The 25,091-nt window shown below is 71.4% G+C and carries 21 protein-coding genes; 10 read left to right on the forward strand and 11 right to left on the reverse strand.

The window, feature by feature from the left end:
* The first annotated feature begins 150 nt into the window (after positions 1–150).
* The 4 genes from ACLBYB_RS10685 to ACLBYB_RS10700 are packed head-to-tail and all read left to right on the forward strand — an operon-like array spanning position 151 to position 4,191.
* Complete coding sequence (locus ACLBYB_RS10685) at positions 151–588, forward strand: GlcG/HbpS family heme-binding protein (RefSeq protein ID WP_447698739.1); 438 nt, start codon at positions 151–153, stop codon at positions 586–588.
* A gap of 2 nt (positions 589–590) precedes the next feature.
* On the forward strand, positions 591–2,177 hold the full coding sequence (locus ACLBYB_RS10690; protein WP_447698740.1) for a peptide ABC transporter substrate-binding protein: 1,587 nt from the start codon (positions 591–593) through the stop codon (positions 2,175–2,177).
* Positions 2,174–3,097, forward strand: a complete 924-nt coding sequence (locus tag ACLBYB_RS10695) for an ABC transporter permease (protein WP_091926603.1) — start codon at positions 2,174–2,176, stop codon at positions 3,095–3,097. Before ACLBYB_RS10690 ends, ACLBYB_RS10695 begins: the two co-directional genes overlap by 4 nt.
* Positions 3,094–4,191: an ABC transporter permease gene (locus ACLBYB_RS10700; RefSeq protein WP_447698741.1), complete on the forward strand. Its 1,098-nt coding sequence runs from the start codon at positions 3,094–3,096 to the stop codon at positions 4,189–4,191. Before ACLBYB_RS10695 ends, ACLBYB_RS10700 begins: the two co-directional genes overlap by 4 nt.
* A gap of 26 nt (positions 4,192–4,217) precedes the next feature.
* Here ACLBYB_RS10700 and ACLBYB_RS10705 read toward each other — a convergent pair whose 3' ends face one another.
* From ACLBYB_RS10705 to ACLBYB_RS10730, 6 genes are all read right to left on the reverse strand, one after another.
* Positions 4,218–5,174, reverse strand: a complete 957-nt coding sequence (locus tag ACLBYB_RS10705) for a D-2-hydroxyacid dehydrogenase family protein (protein ID WP_447698742.1) — start codon at positions 5,172–5,174, stop codon at positions 4,218–4,220.
* A 69-nt stretch (positions 5,175–5,243) separates the two neighbouring features.
* A complete protein-coding gene (locus ACLBYB_RS10710) occupies positions 5,244–6,872 on the reverse strand; it encodes a dihydroxyacetone kinase subunit DhaK (RefSeq protein WP_447698743.1) in 1,629 nt (542 codons plus the stop codon).
* 198 nt (positions 6,873–7,070) lie between these two features.
* A complete protein-coding gene (locus ACLBYB_RS10715) occupies positions 7,071–7,916 on the reverse strand; it encodes a carbohydrate ABC transporter permease (RefSeq protein ID WP_234082978.1) in 846 nt (281 codons plus the stop codon).
* 89 nt (positions 7,917–8,005) lie between these two features.
* Positions 8,006–8,962 carry a carbohydrate ABC transporter permease gene (locus ACLBYB_RS10720; RefSeq protein ID WP_020091916.1) on the reverse strand — a complete coding sequence of 319 codons (957 nt, stop codon included), beginning with the start codon at positions 8,960–8,962 and terminating at the stop codon, positions 8,006–8,008.
* Between the two features lie 23 nt (positions 8,963–8,985).
* Entirely contained in the window at positions 8,986–10,296 is a 1,311-nt protein-coding gene (locus tag ACLBYB_RS10725; RefSeq protein ID WP_020091915.1) for an ABC transporter substrate-binding protein, read from the reverse strand.
* A gap of 73 nt (positions 10,297–10,369) precedes the next feature.
* Positions 10,370–11,431 carry an ABC transporter ATP-binding protein gene (locus ACLBYB_RS10730; protein WP_020091914.1) on the reverse strand — a complete coding sequence of 354 codons (1,062 nt, stop codon included), beginning with the start codon at positions 11,429–11,431 and terminating at the stop codon, positions 10,370–10,372.
* 277 nt (positions 11,432–11,708) lie between these two features.
* Between ACLBYB_RS10730 and ACLBYB_RS10735 the strand changes: the two genes are divergently transcribed.
* Genes ACLBYB_RS10735 through ACLBYB_RS10745 form a run of 3 tightly spaced genes read left to right on the forward strand, consistent with a single transcriptional unit; the run spans position 11,709 to position 14,599 of the window.
* Positions 11,709–12,902: a fumarylacetoacetate hydrolase family protein gene (locus ACLBYB_RS10735; RefSeq protein ID WP_447698744.1), complete on the forward strand. Its 1,194-nt coding sequence runs from the start codon at positions 11,709–11,711 to the stop codon at positions 12,900–12,902.
* Between the two features lie 37 nt (positions 12,903–12,939).
* Positions 12,940–14,307, forward strand: coding sequence for an FAD-binding oxidoreductase (locus ACLBYB_RS10740; RefSeq protein WP_447698745.1), 1,368 nt, complete (start codon positions 12,940–12,942; stop codon positions 14,305–14,307).
* A 10-nt stretch (positions 14,308–14,317) separates the two neighbouring features.
* On the forward strand, positions 14,318–14,599 hold the full coding sequence (locus ACLBYB_RS10745; protein WP_447698746.1) for a DUF167 domain-containing protein: 282 nt from the start codon (positions 14,318–14,320) through the stop codon (positions 14,597–14,599).
* A gap of 176 nt (positions 14,600–14,775) precedes the next feature.
* Here the strand turns inward: ACLBYB_RS10745 and ACLBYB_RS10750 are convergent, their stop codons facing one another.
* The 5 genes from ACLBYB_RS10750 to ACLBYB_RS10770 are packed head-to-tail and all read right to left on the reverse strand — an operon-like array spanning position 14,776 to position 21,343.
* Complete coding sequence (locus ACLBYB_RS10750) at positions 14,776–15,705, reverse strand: 3-keto-5-aminohexanoate cleavage protein (protein WP_447698747.1); 930 nt, start codon at positions 15,703–15,705, stop codon at positions 14,776–14,778.
* Positions 15,706–15,707: 2 nt separating this feature from the next.
* Entirely contained in the window at positions 15,708–16,631 is a 924-nt protein-coding gene (locus ACLBYB_RS10755) for a 3-hydroxyacyl-CoA dehydrogenase (protein WP_447698748.1), read from the reverse strand.
* Entirely contained in the window at positions 16,628–19,186 is a 2,559-nt protein-coding gene (locus tag ACLBYB_RS10760; protein WP_447698749.1) for a branched-chain amino acid ABC transporter ATP-binding protein/permease, read from the reverse strand. Before ACLBYB_RS10760 ends, ACLBYB_RS10755 begins: the two co-directional genes overlap by 4 nt.
* Positions 19,187–19,200: 14 nt before the next feature.
* Complete coding sequence (locus ACLBYB_RS10765; RefSeq protein WP_091677084.1) at positions 19,201–20,076, reverse strand: branched-chain amino acid ABC transporter permease; 876 nt, start codon at positions 20,074–20,076, stop codon at positions 19,201–19,203.
* Positions 20,077–20,083: 7 nt separating this feature from the next.
* Positions 20,084–21,343: an ABC transporter substrate-binding protein gene (locus tag ACLBYB_RS10770; RefSeq protein WP_091926592.1), complete on the reverse strand. Its 1,260-nt coding sequence runs from the start codon at positions 21,341–21,343 to the stop codon at positions 20,084–20,086.
* A gap of 119 nt (positions 21,344–21,462) precedes the next feature.
* Between ACLBYB_RS10770 and ACLBYB_RS10775 the strand changes: the two genes are divergently transcribed.
* From ACLBYB_RS10775 to ACLBYB_RS10785, 3 genes are all read left to right on the forward strand, one after another.
* Entirely contained in the window at positions 21,463–22,176 is a 714-nt protein-coding gene (locus ACLBYB_RS10775; protein WP_447698750.1) for a GntR family transcriptional regulator, read from the forward strand.
* Between the two features lie 2 nt (positions 22,177–22,178).
* A complete protein-coding gene (locus ACLBYB_RS10780) occupies positions 22,179–22,946 on the forward strand; it encodes an SDR family oxidoreductase (protein WP_091926591.1) in 768 nt (255 codons plus the stop codon).
* 156 nt (positions 22,947–23,102) lie between these two features.
* On the forward strand, positions 23,103–24,908 hold the full coding sequence (locus ACLBYB_RS10785; RefSeq protein WP_447698751.1) for an IlvD/Edd family dehydratase: 1,806 nt from the start codon (positions 23,103–23,105) through the stop codon (positions 24,906–24,908).
* Positions 24,909–25,091: the final 183 nt, after the last annotated feature.

A 25,091-nucleotide genomic window follows, 5' to 3' on the forward strand; every position in this document is an offset into this window, starting at 1 on the left:
CGCTCGCAGACCGGCGGGTCGAGCTCGCGCCGGCCGCCGAACGTCGAGGTCGTGTGTCGGAGGCCGCAGCGATCCGCGTCGGTGGACCCGGCGCGCCCCCGTCCGTAAGGATGGAGCCGCCGCTCGGAGCGGCGTCCGTGTTGGAATCCGATGATCGACCTGACCCTCGAGGCCGCCCGCACCGTCGTCGACACCGCCCTGCGGGAGGCGCGCGCCCGCAACCTCAAGCCCCTCGCCGTCGTCGTCTACGATGCCCGCGGCGCGCTGAAGGCGGTCGCGGTCGAGGACGGCACGTCCCTGCGCCGGGCCGAGATCGCGAGCGGCAAGGCCAACGGGGCCCTGGCGCTGGGCCTCGGCTCCCGGGCGATCCACGCGCGGGCGGAGCAGCAGCCCTACTTCGTCGCCGCCGTCAGTCACCTCGCCGGGCCCGACGCCCTCGTGCCGGTGCCGGGCGGCGTGCTGATCCGCTCCGGCGAGGGACGCCTTCTCGGCGCGGTCGGCATCTCCGGGGACACTTCCGACAACGACGAGATCTGCGCGGTGGCGGGGATCGAGGCGGCCGGCCTGAAGCCGGACACCGGCGCCTGACCGTGCGCCCGCGCCGGCGCGACTGGCTGGCCGGCGCGCTCGCCCTCGCGGCCGTGCGGCCCGCCCGCGCGGCCGACGCGCTCTACCGCCGCGGCAACGACGCCGATCCCGAGACGCTGGACCCGCACCGCTCGTCCACGGTCGCGGAGGCGCACATCCTGCGCGATCTCTGCGACGGGCTGCTCACCTACGACAACCGGGGCACGATCATCCCGGGCGCGGCGCGCGCCTGGTCGGTCTCCGAGGACGGGGTGAGCCTGCATTTCGACCTGCGCCCCGATGGCCGCTGGTCGAACGGCGAGCCGGTCACAGCGAACGACTTCGTCTACGCGTTCCGCCGAATGCTCGACCCGGCCACGGCGGCGAAATACGCCGAGATCCTGTTCCCGATCCGCAACGCCGCCGCCGTGAACCGCGGCGAGACGCCGGCCGACGCCCTCGGCGTCGCCGCCGAGGCGCCGCTCCGGCTCGCGATCAGCCTGGAACAGCCGACGCCCTACATCCTGGAACTCCTGACCCACCAGACCGCGCTTCCGGTCCACCGCGCCTCGGTCGAGCGCTACGGCGACAGCTTCACCCGTCCGGGGAACCTCGTGACCAACGGACCCTACCGGCTCGCCGACCGCGTGCCGGGCGGCGCGATCACGCTGGAGGCCAACCCGCACCATCCGGACGCCGCGAGCCTCGCGATCCGGCGCGTCGCCTTCCTGCCGACGCCCGACATCGCCGCCGCGGTGCGCCGCTACGCCGCCGGCGAGATCGACTCCCTCTCCGACCTGCCCGTCGACCAGATCGCCGACCTGCGCCGCCGCTTCGGGCCGCAGGTGGTGCTCGGCCCCTCGCTGGGGCTCGCGGCGCTGGTGGTGAACACCCGCAAGGCGCCGTTCTCGGATCGGCGCGTCCGCCGGGCGCTGTCGCTCGTCATCGACCGCGAGTACCTCGCCGACGGCCTCAACGGCGGCACCATGAGCCCGGCCTACTCCCTGTGCCCGCCCGGCCTCGACAATTACCGCACGCCCCCCGAGACCGAGGGCCGCCTCGGCCTGCCGATCGACCACGAGGCGGAGGCGCGCCGGCTGCTCGCGGAGGCGGGCTTCGGCCCGGACCGGCCACTCACCGTGGAGTACCGGTTCAACATCAGCGACAACAACCGCACCATCGCGGTGGCGCTCGGCGAGATGTGGCGCGACCTCGGAATCGTGACGCGCTACGTCTACACGGACGCGAAGACGCATTTCGCCTACCTGCGCGACGGCGGCGACTTCGACGTCGCCCGCTACAGCTGGATCGCCGACTATTCCGATCCGCAGAACTTCCTGTTCCTGCTCCAGAGCGGGAATGACGGCATGAACGCCGGCCACTGGTCGGACGCCGCCTACGACGCCCTCATGGCGCGGGCCGCCACCGAGCGCGACCTCACCCGCCGGGCCGGCCTGCTCTACGACGCCGAGGCGATCGCCCTGCGCGAGCTGCCGTGGATCCCGCTGATGCACTACCGCTCCAAGGCGCTGATCGCGCCGCGGTTGCACGGCTACCACCCGAACCTGCGCAACGCCGCGCCGACCCGCTTCATGAGGCTCGACGCGTGATCCGCTTCATCCTGCGCCGCCTCCTCCAGGCGGTGCCGACGCTGCTCGCCGTGGTGACCGTCAGCTTCTTCCTGATGCGGCTCGCCCCGGGGGGCCCGTTCGACCTGGAGCGGCCGCTGGCGCCCGCCGCCATGGAGAACCTGCGCCGGGTCTACGGCCTCGACCGGCCGCTGATCGCGCAGTTCGGCAGCTACCTCGCGGCGCTGGCGCGGGGCGACCTCGGGCCCTCCTTCTCGTTCCGCGACCAGAGCGTCCTCGGCCTGATCGCCCGGGGCCTGCCGGTCTCGGCGACGCTGGGCGCCCTCGCCCTCGCGCTGGCCACCGCGCTCGGCGTCGGGCTCGGGATCGTGGCGGCGCTCCGGCGCGGCGGGCTCGTCGACCGGCTCCTCGGCGTCGGGGCCGCCCTGACCCTCTCGCTGCCGAGCTTCGTGGTCGCGCCGCTGCTGCAGATCGCCTTCGGCCTGACCCTGCGCTGGCTGCCGCTCGGCGGCTGGAACGACGGTGCCCCGAGCCACCTCGTCCTGCCGGTGGTGACCCTGGCCCTGCCGCAGGTCGGCGCCCTGGCCCGGCTGACCCGGACCTCGCTCGCCGAGGCGCTGCGGACGCAGCCCGTCCGCACCATGCGCAGCCTCGGCCTTCCGCCGGCCCGCGTCACCCGGCACGCCCTGCGGGGGGCGCTGCTGCCGGTGGTCGCCTATCTCGGACCGCTGGCGGCGGCCCTGCTCACCGGCTCGGTGGTGGTCGAGACGATCTTCGGGCTTCCGGGGATCGGGCGGTACTTCGTCGAGGGCGCGCTCAACCGCGACTACACGCTGGTGATGGGCACGGTCCTGCTCGTCGCCGGGCTGGTGATCCTGCTCAACCTCGCCGCCGACCTCGCCTGCGCGTGGCTCGACCCGCGCCTCCGGGTGGCGGCGTGACGGCGGTTTCCACGGCGCCGGCCCGGCGCGCCGCCCTCCGGTTCGCGCGGGAGCGGACCGCCGTGGCGGCGCTCGCCGTGCTGGTCCTGATCGCCCTCGCCTGCCTGATCGGCCCAGGCCTCACCGGTCACGACCCCGAGCGCGCCTATCCGGACCTGCGCCAGCTCCCGGCCGGCCTCACCGCGCAGCCCGACGCCGCGCGTCTCCAGCCGGCGCTCGAGCGTCTGGCCTTCCGCATGCGCGCGCGGCTCGACGCGGTCGAGCGCGACGGCGACACGTTGCGGCTCACCCTCGGCTCCGACGCCGGCGTCGACCGGCGTAGCCTCGTTTACCTGCCGCGCTCGGCTCTGTTCGGGACCCCGACCGTCGCGGAAGAGCGGGACGGCGGCCGCGGGCTCGTCGTGGCGGTGCCGGTCCGACGCCTGCACTTCCCCCTCGGCACCGACATCCAGGGTCGCGACCTGCTGACCCGCTGCCTCGTCGCCGGCCGGATCTCGCTGGCGATCGGGCTCGCGGCCAGCCTCGTCGCCCTGCTCATCGGCGTGGCTTACGGGGCGATTGCGGGCTTCGTCGGAGGCGCCGTCGACGCCGTGATGATGCGCGCCGTCGACGTGCTCTACGCCCTCCCCTTCGTGTTCTTCGTGATCCTGCTGCTGGTCTTCTTCCGCCCGAGCCTGCTGCTCATGCTGGTGGCGATCGCCGCGGTGGAGTGGCTCGACATGGCCCGGGTGGTGCGCGCCGTGACCCTGTCGCTGCGCGAGCGCGACTTCGTCCGCGCCGCGCGGGCACTCGGCCTCGGGACACCCCGGATCATCCTCCGGCACATCGTGCCGAACACCCTTGGCCCGGTGGCCGTGACCGCGACGCTGCTGGTGCCGCAGGTGATCCTGCTGGAGAGCTTCCTGTCGTTCCTCGGGCTCGGCGTGCAGGAGCCGCAGACCAGCTGGGGCGTCCTGATCGCCGAGGGCGCTCGCTCTATCGAGGCGGCGCCGCACCTGCTCGCGGCCCCGGCCGCGTTCCTGATCGCGACCCTGGTGGCACTCAACCTGATCGGCGACGGCCTCGCGGACGCGCTGGACCCCCGCCGGGACTGAGTCCGGGGCCGGCAAGCTCCGCGACGTCAGCCCAGTTGCCGAATCGGGGCGCCGGCGAGCCAGGCCTCGATGTCCTCCACCGCCTGGGTGAAGAAGGTCCGGTAGTTGTTGCGCGACACGTAGCCGAGATGCGGCAGCGCCAGCACGTTCGGCAGGCGCCGGAACGGGCTGTCGGCCGGCAGCGGCTCGGTCTCGAACACGTCGAGGCCCGCGCCGGCGATCCAGCCCTCCTCCAGCGCCTGGACCAGCGCGGCCTGATCGACGATCGGCGCGCGCGAGGTGTTCACGAGAAACGCGTCGCGGCGCATGCGGCGCAGCTCTGCCGCGCCCAGGAGGCCGCGCGTCCGGTCGCCGAGGACCAAGTGGATCGTGACGACGTCGCTGGCCTCCAGCAGGGCCTCCTTCGAGGCCGCCCGCTCGACCCCGGCGGCGGCTGCGCGGCCATCGTCGAGGTTCGGGCTCCAGGCGATCACACGCATGCCGAAGGCGCGCCCGATCTCGGCCACCCGCGTCCCGATCTTCCCCAGGCCCAGAACGCCGAGGGTCGCGCCGGCGAGATCGGTCCCGATCGTGCTCTGCCAGGGGCCGCCCGCGCGCAGGGTCAGGCTCTCCGGCGCCACGTGGCGCGCCAGTCCGAGGATCAGCGCCCAGGTCAGCTCCGTCGGCGGCGTCGGGCTCGAATCGGTGCCGCAGACGACGACGTTGCGCGCCCGGGCCGCCGCGACGTCGATGGCGAGGTTGCGCATGCCGCTGGTGACGAGGAGTTCCAGCCGCGGCAGCCTTTCCAGCAGAGCCGGCGGGAACGGCGTCCGCTCCCGCATGATCACGAGGATCTCGGCCTGCGCGATCCGCGCCACGAGGTCGTCCGGGTTCGGGATGTGCTGGCTGATCGCGGAGATCGCGACGCGGTCGGAGAGGCGCGCCCAGTCCGCGAGCGCGAGGGCCGCCTGCTGGTAATCGTCGAGGATCAGGCCGGTGCGCATGGGGATGGGGTAGGCCTCGACGGGTGGAGCGTCAACGGATGCGGGGCGCCGGTGCGCGGCGCCCGGCGCCTACGCCCCGGCCAGGGCCGCGAACGCCGCCGCGACGCCGGCGGCGCCGGGATCCTGGACACCGGCGAGGTCCCCGGCGGCCAGGTAGCTGGAGCGGCCCGCGCCGGCGCGATCCATGCCGGCCGTGGCCTCGGCGCCGGCCCGGGCCGCCGCCGCGGCGGCCGCGAGATCGCCGCCCTTCAGGGCCTCGACGGCGGGGATCAGGGCGTCGAGCAGCGTGCGGTCGCCGGCTCGGGCGCCGCCGTACCCCTGGACGCGCGCCACGCCCTGCCCGAGAGCCTCGGGCCACGCGGCGCCGTCGGCGAGGGCCGAGGCCGTCGCGGCGAAGAAGATCGATCCGAGCACGCCGCTCGATCCGCCGACCGCGCGCCCGATCCGCTCGGCGAGCGCCCGGCACAGGGCGGCCGGCTCGGCCTGCGGCAGCCGGTCCAGATCGGCCAGGACGGCCCGCGCCGCGCCCGCGAAGGTCGTGCCGGCATCGCCGTCCCCGACCTTGGCATCGAGGCCGTTCAGGGTGTCCTCGGCCCCGATCAGGGCCTCGGCGACGGCCCGGATCCGGGCGGCGGTGACGGTGTCGTGCGACGGCACGAAGGCCTCGCCCGCGAGCCCCTCGGGCACCGGCCGGAGCATCGGCGGCGCGACCGGCACCGCCGCGGGCCAGGCCGGGACCGGGACGGGCTCCGACAGGGCGCGCTCCAGCGCGTCGTCGAGCGGCAGGACCGACAGCGAGGCACCGTGCATGTCGAGCGCCGTCATCAGCGGCGCGGGCCCGAGCAGCAGGCGGACGCGCCGCCCCAGGTCGGTGGCGAGCACGGCGCGGGTGAGGACCTGCATCTCGAGCGCGGAGGCGGAGCCGAGATTGTTCACGAGCAGCGCCAGCCGGTCCGCACCTTCGACGGCCCGCGCGAGACGCTCGGCCATCAGTTCGGCGAGGTCGCTGGCCTTCGGCAGCGCGATGCGCTCCGCGCCGGGCTCGCCGTGGATGCCGAGGCCGAGCTCGGCCTGTCCCTCCGCCAGCCGCTCGCTGCGCGGCGAGCCGGGGATCGTGCAGGTGGAGACCGCGATGCCGAGCGACTTCGCCGCCCCGGCCGCCCGGCGAGCGAGCGACGCCACGGTCTCGAGCGGTTCCCCGGCCTCCGCGGCATGACCCGCCACCTTGTGGACGAACAGCGTCCCGGCGACCCCGCGGGGCTGCTTGGCGTCCGGCAGCGCGATGTCGTCCGCGACGATCACGGTCTCGACCCTGTGGCCGAGCGCCCGGGCGCGCTCGGCGGCGAGCCCGAAATTCAGCCGGTCGCCCGCGTAGTTCTTGATGACGAGCAGGCACCCCGCCGGCCCCGTCACCGCGAGGATCCCGGCCAGCACCGCGTCGACGCTCGGCGAGGCGAAGACGTCACCGCAGACAGCGGCGCTGAGCAGGCCCGGTCCCACGAAGCCCGCATGGGCCGGCTCGTGGCCGGAGCCGCCGCCGGAGATGACCGCGACCTTCCAGGGGTCCGGAGCGGCGCGGAGGACGACGCGGATGCCCGGGTCGCCGTCGAGCCGTGCCAGGCGTCCGCCGCTCGCGGCGACGAGGCCGTCGACGGCGTCGTTGACCAGGGTGGAACGGGCATCGATGAAGTGGGCCATGGCGTGACCTTCGATGGGGCCGGTCCGCGATTCGGCGCCGGCGGATCCGCGCGCATTGTCCGCCTCGTCGAGCCCTGCTGGCAACGGTCTCCGTCCTCGCGAGCACAGCGCAGCGATCCGGCCCGCGCCACGCCGACCGAGGTCCCGCCGCCCTGTCACGCTTCGCGGCGCGCGCGAAGACGACGGTCCTGCCCGTCCCTATTCCTTCACGGCGCCGGTGAGTGCGGAGACGTAGTACTCGACGAAGAACGAGTAGAGGATCACCAGCGGCAGCGAGCCGAGCAGCGCCCCGGCCATCAGCGACCCCCACTTGTAGACGTCGCCATCCACGAATTCGCTCACCACGGCGATGGGCACCGTCTTGTTCTGCGTCGAGGACAGGAAGGTCAGCGCGTAGATGAACTCGTTCCAGCACAGGGTCAGGGAGAAGATCCCGGCGGAGATCAGCCCCGGGAAGGCGAGCGGCAGGATGATCTTGGTGAGGATCTGCCACCGGCTGGCGCCGTCCATCAGCGCGCATTCCTCCAGCTCGTAGGGAATGGTCTTGAAGTAGCCCATCAGGAGCCACGTCGAGAACGGGATCAGGATCGTCGGGTAGGCGAGGATCAGGGCGATCGGCGAGTCGAACAGGCCGTAGGCCTGGATGATCGTGGCGAGCGGGATGAACAGGATCGAGGGCGGCACGAGGTAGGCCAGGAAGATCGCCGCCCCGACCCAGCCGGCGCCCCGGTAGCGCACGCGGACGCAGGCATAGGCGGCGAGCACGCTCGCGAACAGCGACAGCACGGTCGCCGCCACCGACACGTACATCGTGTTCCAGAGCCAGCGCGGATACTGCGTCTCGAAGAGGAGCTTGTTGATGTGCTTGAGCGTCGGATCCACGACCCAGAACGGGTTGAACCGCTCCATGTCGATCAGCTGCTCGTCCGGTTTGATGGCCGTCAGCGCCATCCAGTAGAACGGGAACAGCAGCACGGCGAGGATGAGGAGGAGCGGCAGGTAGGTCGTCACGAGCCGCCGGGGCAGGCGCTCGAGATAGGCCATGCCCTCCGAATTGTCCGTGAGCCCGGCGGGCCGCGCCTCCAATACGGAGTTGAGATGCGGATCGGCATGGGCGGGCGGTGCGGGCGCGCTCATCGGTCGTTCCCCCCGGATTGCCAGGCCCTGCGCTGCAGGCCGAACCACGAGATGCCGATGGCCGCGAGCAGGAACGGCACCATGGCGGTGGCGATGGCCGCGCCCTCGCCGAGCGTCCCCGAGAGGATGCCGCGCTGGTACGACAGGGTCGCCATCAGGTGGGTGGCGTTCACCGGGCCGCCGCGCGTCATGGCCCAGATCAGCTGGAAATCGGTGAAGGTGAACAGCACTGAGAAGGTCATCACGACCGCGATGATCGGGGTCAGCAGCGGAAGGGTGATCCGCGAGAAGATCTGCCAGTTGGAGGCGCCGTCCAGCGTCGCGGCCTCGTAGAGCGAGGGCGAGACCGTCTGGAGACCGGCGAGCAGCGTGATCGCGATGAACGGCACGCCCCGCCAGATGTTGGCGAAGATCACGCAGGCCCGCGCCATGGCGGGATCGCCGAGGAAGTCGATGTTGCCGTCGATCACCCCGAGATGGCGCAGCGACCAGGAGATGATCGAGAACTGGCTGTCGAAGATCCACCAGAACGCGATGGCCGACAGCACAGTCGGCACCACGAACGGGATCAGCACGATCGACCGGATGATCGACTTGAACGGCATGTTCTTGTTGAGCAGCAACGCGAGGTAGAGGCCGACGCCGAACTTCACTACGGACGCCACCGCCGTGTAGAGGCAGGTGTTGAACACCGAGAGCCAGAAGACGTCGTCGTCCCAGAGCCACTCGTAGTTCTCCAGGCCGACGAAGACCCCGTCGCGGCCGATCCGCGCGTTGGTGAAGGACAGCCAGATGCCCTTCAGGAGCGGGTAGGCCAGGAACAGGCCGAGGATCAGCGCCGTCGGGAGCATGAACCAGAACCCCGCCCAGCCCCGGCTCGCGCGGACGCGCTGCCAGGCCGAGCGGGTCGGGATTGCGGCCGGGGCGGGCTGCGTCAGGGCCGTGTGCGCCATGGTCTCGCCTCCGGCGGGTGCGGTCAGGTGTTCCGGAAGATGCGGGTGGCGGCGCGCTCGGCGTTCTTGATGGCGCCCTTCACGTCCTCGCGGCCGGTGCAGTGACTGGCGAACATGTCGACGATCACGAAGTCGGCCAGCACCGCGGCGATCCGCTCGCTCACCGGCGCGAGGCCGCCCGCCGCCAGGGAGCGCCGTCCCGCCTCGGCGAAGACGGCGTTCTTCGGGTCGCTCGTCCAGATCGGGTTCTTCGGATAGTTCGACAGCGGCTCGCAGAGGTAGCCCTGGGCCGCCTCCAGCCAGGGATTGTAGTTCGCCGCCTCCATCATGAAGGCGATGAAGGCCTTACAGGCGTTCGGCGCCTTGGAGTACTTGAAGGCCAGGATCGGGAAGGCGAGCTGGAACTCGGTGGGCTTGCCGACCGGGCCGATCGGCCAGACCGCGTGGTCCATGTCCTCGGCGAGCTTCGGGTTGTCCTTCTTGGCCGCCGCGTAGATCGAGATGCCGTTGTTGGTCAGGTACAGGTCGCCGGCCAGGAAGGCCTTGTTGTTCGAGGAATCGTTCCACGACACCGTGCCGGGCACGAAGGTCTCGTACAGGGACTTGACGTATTCGAGCGCCTTGGCGGTCTCGGGCGAGTTGATGACGATCTTCTCGTTGGCGTCGACGAGGTTGCCGCCGTGCGACCAGAGCGCCCAGTGGCACCACGTGTTGCCGTCGCCGGTGGCGTGGCCGAGGGCGAAGCCGGCGGGCGTGTTGTTCTTCTTCAGGCCGCGGCAGAGTTCGAGGAAGCCAGCGGTGTCGGTGGGGAACTTGTCGAACCCGGCCTTCTTCATCGCCGAGATGCGGTAGTTCGGATAGCCGCCGTTGAACGCCACGGGGATCGCGATCCACTTACCCTTGACCTTGCCGTAGGCCTCGGCCGACGGGAACCAGGGTCCGTACTTCTTGCCGAGGGATTCCGCCACGTCCTCGAGCGGCAGGCACTTGTCGGGGAAGAGCGCCGGGAACGAGAACAGACCCCAGACCATGTCGGGTCCTTGGCCCGTGTTGGCGGCGACCGACGCCTTGGGCTGGATGTCGTCGAAGGACTCGTTGGTCACCGTGACCTTGACGCCCGTCGCCTTGGTGAAGGCGTCGACGAGCTTCATGAAGGCCTCGTCCTCGGCCGGCACGAAGCGCTTCCAGCGCAGGAGCGACAGGCTCGCGCCAGGCTCGGGCTTCCACTCCGCGTTCTGCGCCCAGGCCTTGGCGAAGCCGAGGAGGTCGCCGCCGGCGGCGAGGCCTGTCGCTGCGGCGCCCGCGAGGAGGGACCGGCGATCGAGAACGGACATCGTTTCTTCTCCCTCGGTGATCGTGATCCTAGAGGCGCCGCGCGCCTCGAATCCGCGTCGGATCCGACGCGGGTCAGTTCGGCAGGCGACGGCCGGTCTCGGCGTCGAAGAAGTGCACGCGGTTCGGCCGCAGCGAGATCGTCTCGCCCGGCCGCTCACGCACGCGCTCGCGCAGCACGCAGGTGAGGTCCTGGCCCCCCGCCCGCACCGCCAGCATGGTCTCTGAGCCGGTCGGCTCCACGACAACGACCTCCGCGGCGATCCCCTCGGGCGCGAGATCGAAATGCTCGGGGCGGACGCCCAGGATGAGCGGCCGACCGTCGACCCCGGAGGGCGCGTCGGCGAGCGGGATCGACAGGCCGGTCTCGGTGGTGAAGGTCAGACGCCCGTTCGCCCGGACCTTGCCGGGCATGAAGTTCATGGCCGGAGAGCCGATGAAGCCGGCGACGAACAGGTTGTCGGGCCGGTCGTAGAGCTCGAGGGGCGGCCCGATCTGCTCCACGACCCCGTCGTGCATCACCACGATCCGGTCGGCCATGGTCATGGCCTCGATCTGGTCGTGGGTGACGTAGATCGTCGTCGTCTTCAGGCGCTGGTGCAGCTCCTTGATCTCGGTGCGCATCGCAACCCGGAGCTTGGCGTCGAGGTTGGAGAGCGGCTCGTCGAACAGGAAGACCTGCGGGTCGCGCACGATCGCCCGGCCCATGGCGACGCGCTGGCGCTGGCCGCCCGAGAGCTGGCGCGGGTAGCGGTCCAGCAGGGGAGCCAGCCCGAGGATCTGGGCGGCCTTGTTGACGCGGAGATCGATCTCGGAGGCCGGCGCCTTCCGGATCCGCATCGAGAACGCCATGTTCTCGCGGACGGTGAGATGCGGGTAGAGGGCGTAGTTCTGGAACACCATGGCGATGTCCCGCTCCTTGGGCGGCACATCGTTCACCACGCGCTCGCCGATGCGGATCTCGCCGCCGGAGATATTCTCGAGCCCGGCGATCATCCGCAGGAGCGTTGATTTCCCGCAGCCCGACGGGCCGACCAGGATCACGAATTCACCGTCCCGGATATCCACCGACACGCCGTGCAGGACATTCGTCGATCCGAAAGCCTTGCGAACCTCGCGGATTCCCACCGAGGCCATGCTTCCTCCCGATCAAGGCCGCTCTGTCGGCGGCTCTAGGGCAGCAGTACAAATGAGGGTTCGCGGGAAAGCAAGCCGGCCTCCTGGCAAAGCTGCAGATATTCTTGGATCTGTCAGGCGAGCCCCCCGGCGCCCGTGACGAGCGCGGCCCGGTGAAACTTCCGGCGGGATGACGGGCGGCGCGGAATGCTATGGGATCGCGCGCCGGCCGCGGTCCCGGAACCGGGCCCGCCACGCGCGGACATCTCAGGATCACACATCCAGGGGACATGAGCACATGTCGTTATCGGGCCTGACCGCGCGGGAGATCCTGCCCGCCGACGGATGCCGGGGCGCCCTCGTGGGCCGGGTGTGGCGGCCGGACGTGGCCGGTCCGAGCGTCGTGGCGATCCGCGCCGACGCGGACGGTGCTGCCCGAATCGTCGACGTCACCGCCGCCTTCCCCACCGTCAGCGACCTGTGCGAGGCCCGAGACCCCGCCGCCGCCCTGCGCGGCGCCCAGGGCGAGGATCTCGGCAGCCTCGACGCGGTGCTGGCCACCACGCCGCCGGACGCGCGCGACGCCACCAAGCCCTGGCTCCTGGCCCCGGTCGATCTCCAGGCCCTGAAGGCGGCGGGCGTGACTTTCGCCACCTCGATGCTGGAGCGGGTGATCGAGGAGCGCGCACGCGGCGATCTCGCCGCCGCGGCGGCGATCCGCGCCGAGGTCGAGCGCCTGGTTGGGCACGACCTGCGCCGGCTGAAGCCCGGCTCGCCCGAGGCCATGGCCCTCAAGGAGGTGCTGGTCGCGCAGGGCGCCTGGAGCCAGTACCTGGAAGTCGGCATCGGCCCGGACGCCGAGATCTTCACCAAGGCGCAGCCGCTCTCGGCCGTCGGCTGCGGCGCGGATGCGGGGCTGCACCCGGACTCGCACTGGAACAACCCCGAGCCCGAGGTGGCGCTCGCGGTCGCCTCCGACCAGCGCATCGTCGGGGCGACGCTCGCCAACGACGTGAATCTGCGCGACTTCGAGGGCCGGTCGGCGCTGCTCCTCGGGAAGGCCAAGGACAACAACGCCTCCTGCGCCGTGGGGCCGTTCCTGCGCCTGTTCGACGACACGTTCGGCCTCGACGACGTCCGCCGCACGACCGTGACCCTCGAGGTGACCGGCACGGACGGCTTCCGGCTGGAGGGCACCTCGCCGCTCTCCGAGATCAGCCGCGACCCGGAGGAGCTGGCGGAGGCGCTGATGGGGCGGACGCACGACTACCCCGACGGCGCCCTCCTCCTCCTCGGCACCATGTTCGCGCCGATCCAGGACCGGCACGGGCCGGGCCTCGGCTTCACCCACGCCGACGGCGACCGCGTCGTCGTGGCGAGCCCGGAGCTCGGCAGCCTCGTCAACCGCATGCGCCCGTGCGACGCCTGCGAGCCCTGGACCTTCGGCGCCCGCGCGCTGATGCGGAATCTCGCCGCGCGCGGGATTCTGTGACAGAGCGGCCACCGGACCGAGCCCCGAGATGATGCCGATGACCGACACCGCCTTCCTCGACCGCCTCGCCGCGATCGTCGGACCGTCCGGTTTCGTCACCGGTGCGGAGCTGCGGGGGCGCTCGGCCAACTGGACGCGCCCGACCGAGCCCTGCGCCGCGCTGGCGCTGGTCCGCCCGCGCAGCACGGAGGAGACCGGCGCCGTCATGGCCGCCTGCCACGCGGCGGGCGTCGCGGTGGTCCCGCGGGGCGGCGCCACCGGCCTCGTCGACGGCACGCTCTGCCAGCCCGACGAGATCACCCTGTCGACCGAGCGCATGACCGGCATCGAGCCGGTGGACCCGCTCGGCATGACGGTGGTGGTCGGCACCGGCGCGACGCTCGAGAGCGTGCAGAACGCCGCGTCCGCGGCGGGCCTGTTCTTCCCCCTCGATCTCGGCGCCCGCGGCTCGGCGACGATCGGCGGCGCGATCTCCACCAACGCGGGCGGCCTGCGGGTGCTGCGCTACGGCATGATGCGCGAGATGGTGCTCGGCCTGGAGGCTGTGCTCGCCGACGGCACGGTCGTGTCGTCGATGCGGCCGCTCATCAAGAACAACACCGGGCTCGACCTCAAGCAGCTCTTCCTCGGCACCGAGGGCACGATGGGCATCGTCACGCGGGCGGTCATCCGCCTGCGGCCGGAGCCCGCCGGCTACGCGACGGCGCTGATCGCGTGCCCCGGGGTCGACGACGGCGCGCGGGTGCTGCGGGCGGCGCAGAGCGCCTTCCAAGGGCGTGTCTCCTCGTTCGAGGGCCTGTGGCCGGACTTCTACAGGCTGATGACGGCACCCGGGCGCGCGACCCCGCCGCTCGGTCCGGACTACCCGTTCTACGCGATCATCGAGGTCGAGTGCGTCCCCGAGGAATCGGACCGGTTCCTGGGCCTGCTGGAAGGGCTGATGGGGGACGGCACGATCCTCGACGCCGTGGTCGCCGCCTCGGAGGAGCAGCGCCGCGGCATGTGGCGGATCCGCGACCGCGTCGAGCACCTGAACGCCGACGGGATCGACCGGGCCTTCGACGTGAGCGTGCCGCTCGCGCGGATGGACGGCTACGTCCGCGGCGCGCTCGACCGGCTCGCGGCGATCCCGGGCTGCCGGGCGGTCGTCTACGGGCATATCGGCGACAACAATCTCCACTGGAACACCACCCGCCTCGACGCCGCCGGCAACGCGGCGATCGACGCGGCGATCTACGAGCCGCTGGCGGAGCTGAACGGCTCCGTCTCGGCGGAGCACGGGATCGGGCTCGAGAAGCGGGCCAAGCTGAAGCTGTCGCGCTCGCCCGAGGAGATCGCCGTCATGCGGCTCGTGAAGCGGGCGCTCGACCCGGACAACCGGCTGAATCCGGGCAAGATCTTCTGAGGGCTCCGCCGTGGCGATCCGCTTGGCGGTGCGCCTCACGCCGCGCGGGGGCCGCGACGCCGCGGAGGGCTGGGCCCGGGACGACAAGGGGCAGCCCTACCTGAAGGTCCGGGTCGCCGCCCCGCCGGTCGAGGGCGCGGCCAACGCGGCGCTCGTCGCGCTGATCGCCAAGGCGCTGAAGGTCAGCCGCGGCTCGGTCCGCATCGTGACCGGCGAGCAGAGCCGGCTGAAGATCCTGGAGATCGACGGCGTCGCGAAGGCGGATCTGGATCGTGTGTTCGGTTCGCCGTGAACGGTCGCCTACGTCTTTGCGAGCGCAGCGAAGCAATCCAGTGTTGCGCGCGATCGGAGGCCTGTGGCGCGCCTGGATTGCTTCGCTGCGCTCGCAAGGACGGAAGAGCCTGAACGTCAGCCGCTATCGGATGACGCGTCGCACCTCCCGCGACGCATCATCAACCGAGTGCGCGTTCAGAACGCGACCTTGTCGCCGCCCTTCAGCGCCAGGATCTCCCGCGCCTCGTCGGGCGAAGCAACGGACAGACCCAGCCCCTCGATGATCGCGCGCACCCGCCGGACCTGCGCGGCGTTGGTCTCGGCGAGCTTGCCCGGACCGTCCCAGAGGCTGTCCTCGAGGCCGACGCGGACGTTGCCGCCCATCGCGGCCGCCATGGCGGCGATGTTCATCTGGTTGCGGCCCGCGCCCAGCACCGACCAGCGGTACTGATCGCCGAACAGACGGTCGGCGGTGCGCTTCATGTGCATCACGTCGTCCGGATGCGCGCCGATGCCGCCCTGCAGGCCGAAGACCGTCTGGATGAACAGCGGCGCCTGCACGAGGCCGCGGTCGAAGAAGTATTTCAGGTTGTAGAGATGCGCGGTGTCGTAGCACTCGAACTCGAACTTGGTCCCGTTCGGGCCGCAGGTCGTCAGGATGTGCTCGATCTGGCCGAACGTGTTGCGGAAGATGATGTCCTTGTTGCCGAGATAGTCCCGCTCCCACTGGTGCTTCAGGTCCTTGAAGCGGTCGAGCATGCCGAACAGGCCGAAGTTCATCGAGCCGAGGTTCAGCGAGGCGACCTCCGGCTGGAAGGTCGCCGCGGGGCGCACCCGCTCCTCGATGGACATGGTCGGCGCGCCGCCCGTGGTGATGTTCACCACGCAGTTCGAGCGCTGCTTGATCACCGGTAGGAACTTGGCGAAGGCCTCGGGTGTCTGGTCGGGCTGGCCGTTCTCCGGATTGCGGGCGTGCAGGTGCACGATGGCGGCGCCGGCCTCGGCGGCGCCGATGGCGGCGTCGGCGATCTCCTCGGGCGTGACGGGTAGGTGCGGCGACATGCTGGGCGTGTGGATCGCGCCCGTCACCGCGCAGGTGATGATGACTTTCCGCTGTGAGGCCATGCTCAGTCCTTCCGTGAAGCCTTGTGGGCGCGGAGCGCCGCCAGCCGCGCGTCGCGGCGGTTCATGCGTGCGGGCAGATCGGTCGGCGGCTGCCAGTTGGCCAGGATCGCCTCGGTGGCTGTCGCCTCGTAGACCGCGGGCGGCGCCGGGTCGGCGGCGAGGCTCTTGTAGAAACCGGTGTAGCGGGCGCAGTAATCGGCGATGCCGCCGGGCGCGTTGAGCTCGATCGTCTCGAACGGACCCATGAAGCTCCAGCGCAGGCCGAGGCCGTCCGCGACGGTCTTGTCGAGGTCCTGCGGGGTGACGTAGCCCTCCGAGGCGAGGCGGAACGCCTCCGCCAACAGGGCGCCCTGGAGCCGGTTGAGGATGAAGCCCTCGATCTCCTTCAGCACGGTGATCGGGACCTGCCCGATCTGCTCGTAAACCTGACGGGCCCGCACCAGTGCCTCGGGCGCCGTCCACGGCGCGCCGGAGATCTCCACCAGCGGAATCAGGTGCGGCGGGTTCACCGGATGGCCGACGAGGCACCGGGCCCGACCGGGCAGATCCTCGGTGAACAGGGAGCAGCGGATCGCCGAGGAGGACGAGGCGATGACGGCCTCCCGCGGCGTCGCGGCGTCGAGGTCCGCGAAGAGGCTCCGCTTCACCTCCAGCCGCTCCGGTCCGTTCTCCTGCACGAAGGCGACGCCGTCGAGGGCGGCCGCGAGGGTGCCGGCCGCGCGGATGCGCGCCGCGGCACCCTCGGGATCCGCGCAGAGGTCGTTCGCCGCCAGCGTCCGCAGCCCCTCGGCGCAGAGCGGGATCGCGGCCTCGGCCACGCCCGCCGCGGGGTCGAACAGGCGCACGTCCCAGCCGGCACGGGCGAAGATCATCGCCCAGGCCCGGCCGATCAGGCCGGCGCCGACGATCGCGACGCTCTCGGTCATAGCCACAGCACCTTCCGCCTCAACTCCTGATCCTCGCGCAAGAGACGCGACTCGCCCGTCCACTGCACGCTGCCGCGCTCCAGGGCGACGGTGCGGTCGGACAGCGCCAGGGCGAGGTCGAGGTGGTGGTCCACCAGGATGATCGCGATCTCCCGGCGGAGCCGGTCGAAGGCCTCGAACAGCTCCTCCGTCACCGCCGGCGACAGGCCCTCGAAGGGCTCGTCGAGGAGGAGGAGCCGCGTGTCCCCCGAGAGGGCGCGGGCCACCGCCACCATCTGCTGCTCGCCGCCGGACAGGCGGGCCGCGTCGACGCTCCAGCGCTCCTTCAGGCGCGGGAAGAACTCGAGGACCTTCTCTTCGTCCCAGTGGATGCCGGCGCCGGTGAGCCGCCGCAGCCGGCCGAGGCCGAGATTCTCCGCGACGGTCATGCCGGCGAACAGCGCCCGCCCCTGCGGCACGTAGCCGATTCCGAGCCGGGCGATCCGGTCGGGCGACAGGCCGGCGATGTCCTTGCCGGCGAGCACGATCCGGCCGGCGGCCGGCGGCGCGGTGCCGATCAGGGTCTTGAGCAGGGTCGACTTGCCGGCCCCGTTGCGTCCGAGGAGCGCCACGACCTCGCCCCGGCGCACCGCCAGGTTCACCCCGTTCAGGATGTGCGACTTGCCGTAGAAGGTGTCGACGCCCTCCATGGCGAGCAGCGTCTCGGCCTCGGCGGCGCTGGCGCGCGGCTTCGCGGCGATCGCCGCCGTGCCCGAGCCGAGATAGACCGCCTGCACCCGCTCGTCGTCCCGGGCGTCCGCGACCGAGCCGTCGACCAGCACCGCGCCGTCGGCCATCACGGTGACGCGGTCGGCGAGGCGGAAGACGCGGTCGATGTCGTGCTCGACGAGGAGCACCGGGATGTCGGCCGACAGCGCCTTGATCAGGTCGCCGACCCGCTCGCGCTCGGCCGCCGCGAGCCCGGCGAGGGGCTCGTCGAGGAGCAGCACGCGCGGCCGCGTGGCCAGGGCCAGCCCCATGTCGAGCAGCCGCTGGCCGCCGTAGGACAGGCTGCCGGCCTCGGCCCGCTCGATGCCGGACAGGCCGGTCCAGCGCAGCAGCTCGGCCGTGTCGTCGGCGATCTCGCGGACGGCCAGCGCGTCCCGCCAGGGGCTGAAATGCGCGGCGTGCCGGGCCTGCACCGCGAGGCGGACGTTCTCCTCCACGGAGAGGCCCGGGAACAGGTTGGTGATCTGGAACGAGCGCCCGATCCCGGCCTGGGTGATGGCGTGCGGCTCCAGGCCGGCGATCTCGCTTCCGTCGAGGCGGATGCTGCCGCCGCTCGGGCTGAACATCCCGGACAGCAGGTTGAAGGCGGTGGTCTTGCCGGCGCCGTTCGGTCCGATCAAGGCGTGGAGCGTCCGGTCAGCCACCGCGAAGGACACGCCGCGCACCGCCTTCACGGGCCCGAAGCTCTTCCGGATCTCGTCGGCGACCAGCACCGGGCCGTCACTGCGCCCCTCCGCGATGAAGCGGGCCGGGACGCGGCCCGAGGCGCCGGCGCGGCGGGCCGACATGGCCGCGCCCTCGGTCGGGACGCGCCGGAACGGCTTGAGCAGCCGCGCCGCGATGCCGACGAGCCCGTCCGGCGAGAACACGATGAAGGCGACGAACAGCAGGCCGAAATACAGCAGCCAATCGGCGGTGTAGATCGACAGGAACTCGCGGAAGAGGATGTAGAACAGCGCGCCGAGCGCCGGCCCGAGGAACGAGCGCATCCCGCCGATCACCACCATGGCGAGCAGCTCGCCCGAGAAGGCGATGGAGATCGGGTCGGCCGAGGTGAAGCGGTGACTGTAGGCCGCGAGCGCGCCCGCCAGCCCGGTGATCGTCGCCGAGATCACGAAGGCCGCGAGCTTGTAGCGGTTGGTGGCGTAGCCGAGGAAGCCGGCACGCTGCTCGTTCTCGCGGATCGCCACCAGGACGGTGCCCATCGGCGAGCGCCGGAAGCGCCACAGGGCGATCAGGACCGCGAAGGCGATCCCGGACACCGCGGCGTAGTAGGCGCCGGGTTCCTGCAGCGCCGCCCAGCGGTGCAGGTTGCCGATGCCGTTCTCGCCACCGGTGAGGTCGGTCCAGCGGAACGCGATGGCGTAGAGCATCGCCGTGAAGGCGAGGGTCAGGAGCGAGAAGTAGACGCCCCGCCGCCGGAGGATCAGGCCGCCGGCGGCGAGGGCCGCGAGCCCGGTGATCGCCAGGGCGCCGAGGAGCGGCAGGGCCATGTCGCCGGGGAAGAGGCGCGTCTGGAGGATCGCCACCGCGTAGGCGCCGATCCCGAACCACGCCCCGTGGCCGAACGAGGTGAGCCCGGTCCAGCCGACCAGGATGTTGAGCCCGAGCACCGCCAGGGCGAAGATCACCACGTCGGTGGCGGTGATCAGCGTCAGGCCGATCGCGTCGAGGGCGAAGGGCAGGACGATCAGGGCGGCGAGGGCTGCCCAGAGCTGGCGGCTCTCGCGCAGGATCAGGCCGCGCTGCGGCAGGGCGAGCGGCAGCGGCTCGGCGGTTCCGGACATGGGACGCTCTCCGCTCACTCGAACCGGGCGATGTGCTCGCCGAACAGGCCGCGCGGGCGCAGCAGCAGGACGAGCACCATGAGGGCGTAGACGGCGGCCTCGGTGGCCGGCGGGTAGGCGTAGGCGGTGAGGCCCCGGACGACGCCGACGATCAGCGCGGCGAGCACAACACCCCAGAAGGAGCCCAGACCGCCGATCACCACGACCACGAAGGCGAAGGTCAGGATCTCGGCGCCCATGGCGGGCTGCACGCCCGTGACCGGCGCCATCATGGTCCCGGCCAGCGCCGCGAGCCCGACCGCGATCGTCACCACGGCGGTCATATAGGGCCGCAGCGAGATGCCGAGCGCCGCGACCATGTCGGGGTTCTGCACGCCGGCCCGGACCACCCGCCCGAAGCTGGTGCGGGTCAGGAGCAGCCACAGGCCGGCGACGCAGGCGAGGGCCACGACGAGGATCGAGAGCCGGTAGCGCGAGTAGATCAGGTCGCCGATGAAGATCTGTCCGCGCAGCCAGCTCGGGATCCCGAACGGCACCGGCGCCGCCCCGAAGGCCATGCGCAGCGCCTGCTCCGCCACCATCGCGAGCCCGAAGGTGAGGAGCAGGCCGAGCGTCGGGTCGCCGCGGTAGAAGCGCCGCAGCAGGAACCGCTCGATCAGGAGGCCGAGCACCGCCACCGCGAGCGGCGAGGCGATGAGCGCGCCGCCGAAGCCGATGGTCGGCGTCAGCAGCACGGTCATGTAGGCGCCGATCGCGTAGAAGGCGCCGTGGGCGAGGTTCACGATCCCGCCGAGGCTGAAGATCAGCGACAGGCCCAGCGCGATCAGCAGGTACTGGACGCCGATCAGCAGGCCGTTGAGCACCTGCTCCAGGATGAAGACGAGCTGCATGGACGCCTCACGCCGGGAAGGTGCAGGCGTTCTCGTCGCGGGTCGTGGCGAGCACTTCCAGGCTCTCGCCGGGACCGGGCAGCGGCCCGGTCGAGGTGAAGATGTCGTAGGGATTCTTGACCTGATCCGCCGGCAGGGCGGTGATCGCGAACATCTCCTGCATCAGCTCGTGGTCCCAGGGGCGGAAATAGCCCTCGCGGACTTTGGCGATGTCGAACTTCGCCCCCGATTCCAGGTGCTCCACGACCTTGATCGACTCGGTCGATTTGAGCTCGTTCATCGATTGCGCGACGATCTTCATCGCCGTGTAGTCGCCCCAGCCCTGGTTCTCCGGCGGCTTCTTGTACTTGGCCTTGAAGGCGGCGACGAACTTCTTCGCCGAGGGCGAGTCGATCTGGTGGTGCCAGATCACCGGCCAGGTGCCGAGGAAGTTCCCCGGCCCGGCGCCCCAGGCGAGCGCCGTGTCGAAGCCGAAGCCGGCGACCGGGAACGGCAGGCCGAACTCGCTGTACTGTTTCAGGAAGTTGGTGATCTGCGCGCCCGCGAGGTTGCAGATCACGAGGTCCGGCTTGGCCTGACGGAGCTTGAGCAGGAACGGTGAGAAGTCGGTGAGCTCGGTCGGGATCAGATCCTCGCCGACGAGGGTGGCGTCGTTGGCGGCGAAGTACTTCTTGGCCTGCTTCAGGAGATCGTGGCCGAAGGCGTAGTCGGCGGTGAGCGCGTAGACCTTGCGCCCCTTGATCAGGCCCCGGTCCAGCAGTGCTCGGCCGCAGGCCCGCACCATCATGGTGTTCTGCGATTCGACGTGGAACATGAACCGCTTGCAGTCGGAGCCGCGCAGCGCGTCCGAGTTGGCGCCGGTGTTGATGAACAGGATCTTCTCGCGCTGGGCGACCTGGCTGATCGCCAGCGCGGACGCCGAGTTGATCTCGCCGACGAGGCACGCCACGCGGTCGCGTTGGACCATGCGCTCGGCCTTGGCCGAGGCGGTCTGCGGGTTGACGCTGTCCTCCGACAGGAGCTCGACCTTCCGGCCCGCGATGCCGCCGGCGGCGTTGATCTCCTCCACCGCGAGCTGGGCCGCCTGCACGGCGAACTCGCCGAGCGGCCCGAGGAAGCCGGTCCGCGGCGTGAGGTGACCGATCCGGATCACCTCGGACTGTCCCTGGGAGAGCGCCGGGCTCGCGAGGGCCGGCGCGAGGAGCGCCGCGCCGCCGGCGCGCAGGAGGCTGCGGCGAGAAAGGGAATTCCCGTACCGATCCGTCATCGTTCCGCTCCCGTGCGTGTCCTCCAGCCGGGTTGTTGTGGCGGGCTCTGACGGCCCTCACCCGAACTGTGATCACAGATCACTAGCGCGATAGTGCCGGATCCGTCTAGTGTCGGCACATGAATTCCACTCTGGCCCTCGCCGACCTGCCCCAGCTCGCGCGGCGGACCCTGTCGGACACCGTCTACGAGGCCCTGTCGGACCTGCTCGCCTCGGGGCGGCTGGCGCCGGGCGACCGGCTGTCCCTTCGGCAGAGCGCCGCGGCCCTCGGCGTCTCGGTCATGCCGGTGCGCGAGGCGGTGAGCCGGCTCGCGGCGGACGGCGTGCTGGAGGTGGCGCCGAATCGCGTGATCCGGGTGCCGGTCATGGGCGCAGCCGCGTTCCGGGCCCTGGTCGAGACCCGCATCGCGGTCGAGGGAATCGCGGTGACCCGGGCGGCCGAGCGGCGGACGGGGGCCGAGCTCGCGGCGATCCGGAGCGCCGAGGCGGCCTTCCGAGCCGAGGCCGAGGCGGCGGAGCCCGACAGGGCGCGCGCCGTCCAGCTCAACCGCGACCTGCATTTCGCCATCTACGGCGCCTGCGGGCTGGGCCCCCTGCAGGAGATTATCGCGCGGCTCTGGCTGAAGGCCGGCCCGGTGATCAACCTGGATCTGCGCGCCCACCCGGAGCGCCTCCTCCAGGGCTTCGCTCTGCGCCGGCACGCCGAGGCCGTTTCGGCCATCGAGATCCGGGACGGCGCGGCGGCCGCGGCCGCGATCGCCGCCGACATCCGGGAAGCCGCGGAGTTCATCTTGACCCGCGGCGGATTGCGGGACGTTCAGGGAGAGGATTGATCATGGATCTGGGGATTGCCGGCCTGCGGGTCCTGGTGACGGCGGGCGCTGCCGGAATCGGTCGCGAGATCGTCGACGCCTTCCTGGACGAAGGCGCGCGCGTCTTCGCCTGCGATATCGACGCCGAGGCCTTGGCCGCGCTGCCGGACACCGTCGGGCGCAGCCGGACCGACGTTGCCGACCGCGACGCCGTCGCCGCGATGATGGACCAGGCGGTCGAGTTCCTCGGCGGCCTCGACGTGCTCGTCAACAATGCCGGCATCGCCGGCCCGACCGGCCGGGTCGAGGAGATCGCGCCCGAGGAGTGGGATCGCTGCCTCACGGTCTGCCTGACCAGCCAGTTCAACTGCGCGCGCCTGGCGGTGCCGCACCTGCGCCAGAGCGCCAACGCCTCGATCGTCAATCTCTCCTCGGCCGCGGGCAAGTTCGGCTTCGCGCTGCGCAGCCCCTATGCGGCCGCCAAGTGGGGGGTGATCGGCTTCACCAAGTCCCTGGCGATCGAGCTCGGCGGCGCGGGGATCCGGGTGAACGCGATCCTCCCGGGTCTCGTCGCCGGGGATCGCCAGCGCCGGGTGCTCGAATCGAAGGCCCAGCAGCAGGGCACGAGCTTCGCCGACATGGAGGCGCGGGCGTTCTCGTTCGTGTCGGTCAAGGAGTACGTCACGGCGCGGCAGCTCGCCGACCAGATCCTGCTGCTCTGCTCGCCGCGCGGCCGGACGATCTCGGGGCAGGCCATTTCCATCGATGGTGACACCCGGATGCTGTCCTGAAATTAATCAAGCGCCGGAGATGCTGCGGCGGATCAATCCTCAGAGTATTGCAAGATCGAGCTCAGGGCGCCGCGACCGCGGCCGCGACGCCCGCCGCGGTAGCGGAAGACACGAGCCGGACCGCCAGCGCCGGCCCCAGGATGCGAGGAAGCGACCATGAGCGACAAACGCCGGATCACGCCCGCCGACCTGCGCTCGAAGGCCTGGTTCGACAACCCGCACAACCCGGGCATGACCGCCCTCTACCTGGAGCGCTACCTCAATTACGGGCTGACGCCGGAGGAGCTGCGGTCGGGCAAGCCCCTGATCGGCATCGCCCAGACGGGTTCCGACCTGTCGCCCTGCAACCGCCATCACGTCGAGCTCGCCAAGCGGGTGCGGGACGGCATCACAGAGGCCGGCGGCGTCGCCTTCGAGTTTCCCTGCCACCCGATCCAGGAGACCGGGAAGCGGCCGACCGCGTCGCTCGACCGGAACCTCGCCTACCTGTCGCTGGTCGAGGTGCTGTACGGCTACCCGCTCGACGGCGTCGTGCTGCTGACCGGCTGCGACAAGACCATGCCGGCCTGTCTGATGGCGGCGGCCACCGTCAACATCCCGGCGATCTCGCTGAACGTCGGACCGATGCTTAACGGTTACTTCCAGAAGGAGCTGACCGGGTCCGGCACGATCGTCTGGAAGACGCGCGAGCGGCATGCCGCCGGCGATATCGACTTCCAGCAGTTCATGGACATCGTCGGGTCGTCGGCACCGTCCACGGGCCACTGCAACACGATGGGCACGGCCTCGACAATGAACGCCCTCGCCGAGGCGCTCGGCCTCGCGCTGCCCGGCTCGGCGGCGATCCCGGCGCCCTACCGCGAACGCGGCCAGGCGGCCTACGCCACCGGCCAGCGGATCGTCGAGATGGTCTGGGAAGACCTCAAGCCCTCTGACATCCTGACCCGCGAGGCCTTCGAGAACGCGATCGTGGCCAACGCAGCGATCGGCGGTTCGACCAACGCGCCGATCCACATCAACGCCATCGCCAAGCATATCGGCGTGCCGCTGAGCTGCGACGACTGGGAACGGGTCGGGTTCGAGATCCCGCTGCTCGTGGACATGCAGCCCGCCGGCCGCTGGCTCGGCGAGGAGTATTTCCGCGCGGGCGGCCTGCCGGCGGTCTTCGCCGAGCTGATCGAGGCCGGGAAGGTCCACGAGGGTGTCCTGACCTGCAACGGCCGGACCGTCGGCGAGAACTACCGCGGGCGGCACAGTTGGAACCGCGACGTGATCCGCGCTTACGGCGAGCCGCTGATGGAGCGCGCCGGCTTCCTCAATCTCAAGGGGAGCCTGTTCGATTCCGCGATCATGAAGACCTGCGTGATCTCGGAGGAATTCGCCGCCCGCTACCTGCGCAATCCGAACGATCCGATGGCCTTCGAGGGGCGGGTGATCGTGTTCGACGGTCCCGAGGACTACCACACGCGGATCGACGACCCGGCGCTCGACATCGACGAGAACACGATCCTGATCATGCGCGGGGCCGGTCCGATCGGCTATCCCGGCGCCGCCGAGGTGGTGAATATGCAGCCGCCCGGCGCCCTGATCCGGCGCGGCGTCACCTCGCTGCCCTGCATCGGCGACGGCCGGCAATCCGGCACCTCCGGCACGCCCGCCATCCTGAACGCGTCTCCCGAGGCGGCCGCGGGCGGCGGGCTGGCCCTGTTGCAGAGCGGCGACCGTATCCGGATCGACCTCAACCGCCGGAGCGCTGACATCCTGCTCCCGGCCGAGGAGATCGCGCGCCGGCGCGCGGATCTGGCGGCGCGCGGCGGATATCCCTACCCGGCGACGCAGACGCCCTGGCAGGAGATCTACCGCGATCAGGTCGACCAGCTCGATCAAGGCATGGTGCTGAAGGGCGCAGTGAAGTTCCAGAAGGTCGCGCAGGCCTCCGGGGTGCCGCGGGACAACCACTGAGGCCGTTACCGGAACCCGCCCGGCGGGCGGACGCGGGGCTGCGACGGGCCGCGCGCCGGGCGAGGTTCGCGGCAGCCCGCGAGGCCCGGCGCAGTACAGGACTCCGGCCGCCCGTTGCCAGCGTGACACCGCGGCCGATTTGCGCCGCAGTGAATTTTGAATACATTTCCCCGCGGGTGGGCG

It is taken from the genome of Methylobacterium sp. D54C, from assembly GCF_053345595.1.

What these genes read in the sequence shown, in the direction of transcription:
- ACLBYB_RS10760 (WP_447698749.1), bottom strand. Translation starts at nt 19,186, where the DNA reads ATGTCCGGAACCGCCGAGCCGCTGCCGCTCGCCCTGCCGCAGCGCGGC.
- ACLBYB_RS10765 (WP_091677084.1), bottom strand. Translation starts at nt 20,076, where the DNA reads ATGCAGCTCGTCTTCATCCTGGAGCAGGTGCTCAACGGCCTGCTGATC.
- ACLBYB_RS10710 (WP_447698743.1), bottom strand. Translation starts at nt 6,872, where the DNA reads ATGGCCCACTTCATCGATGCCCGTTCCACCCTGGTCAACGACGCCGTC.
- ACLBYB_RS10720 (WP_020091916.1), bottom strand. Translation starts at nt 8,962, where the DNA reads ATGGCGCACACGGCCCTGACGCAGCCCGCCCCGGCCGCAATCCCGACC.
- ACLBYB_RS10780 (WP_091926591.1), top strand. Translation starts at nt 22,179, where the DNA reads ATGGATCTGGGGATTGCCGGCCTGCGGGTCCTGGTGACGGCGGGCGCT.
- ACLBYB_RS10685 (WP_447698739.1), top strand. Translation starts at nt 151, where the DNA reads ATGATCGACCTGACCCTCGAGGCCGCCCGCACCGTCGTCGACACCGCC.
- ACLBYB_RS10770 (WP_091926592.1), bottom strand. Translation starts at nt 21,343, where the DNA reads ATGACGGATCGGTACGGGAATTCCCTTTCTCGCCGCAGCCTCCTGCGC.
- ACLBYB_RS10735 (WP_447698744.1), top strand. Translation starts at nt 11,709, where the DNA reads ATGTCGTTATCGGGCCTGACCGCGCGGGAGATCCTGCCCGCCGACGGA.
- ACLBYB_RS10705 (WP_447698742.1), bottom strand. Translation starts at nt 5,174, where the DNA reads ATGCGCACCGGCCTGATCCTCGACGATTACCAGCAGGCGGCCCTCGCG.
- ACLBYB_RS10785 (WP_447698751.1), top strand. Translation starts at nt 23,103, where the DNA reads ATGAGCGACAAACGCCGGATCACGCCCGCCGACCTGCGCTCGAAGGCC.
- ACLBYB_RS10755 (WP_447698748.1), bottom strand. Translation starts at nt 16,631, where the DNA reads ATGACCGAGAGCGTCGCGATCGTCGGCGCCGGCCTGATCGGCCGGGCC.
- ACLBYB_RS10730 (WP_020091914.1), bottom strand. Translation starts at nt 11,431, where the DNA reads ATGGCCTCGGTGGGAATCCGCGAGGTTCGCAAGGCTTTCGGATCGACG.
- ACLBYB_RS10725 (WP_020091915.1), bottom strand. Translation starts at nt 10,296, where the DNA reads ATGTCCGTTCTCGATCGCCGGTCCCTCCTCGCGGGCGCCGCAGCGACA.
- ACLBYB_RS10750 (WP_447698747.1), bottom strand. Translation starts at nt 15,705, where the DNA reads ATGGCCTCACAGCGGAAAGTCATCATCACCTGCGCGGTGACGGGCGCG.
- ACLBYB_RS10715 (WP_234082978.1), bottom strand. Translation starts at nt 7,916, where the DNA reads ATGGCCTATCTCGAGCGCCTGCCCCGGCGGCTCGTGACGACCTACCTG.
- ACLBYB_RS10740 (WP_447698745.1), top strand. Translation starts at nt 12,940, where the DNA reads ATGACCGACACCGCCTTCCTCGACCGCCTCGCCGCGATCGTCGGACCG.
- ACLBYB_RS10775 (WP_447698750.1), top strand. Translation starts at nt 21,463, where the DNA reads ATGAATTCCACTCTGGCCCTCGCCGACCTGCCCCAGCTCGCGCGGCGG.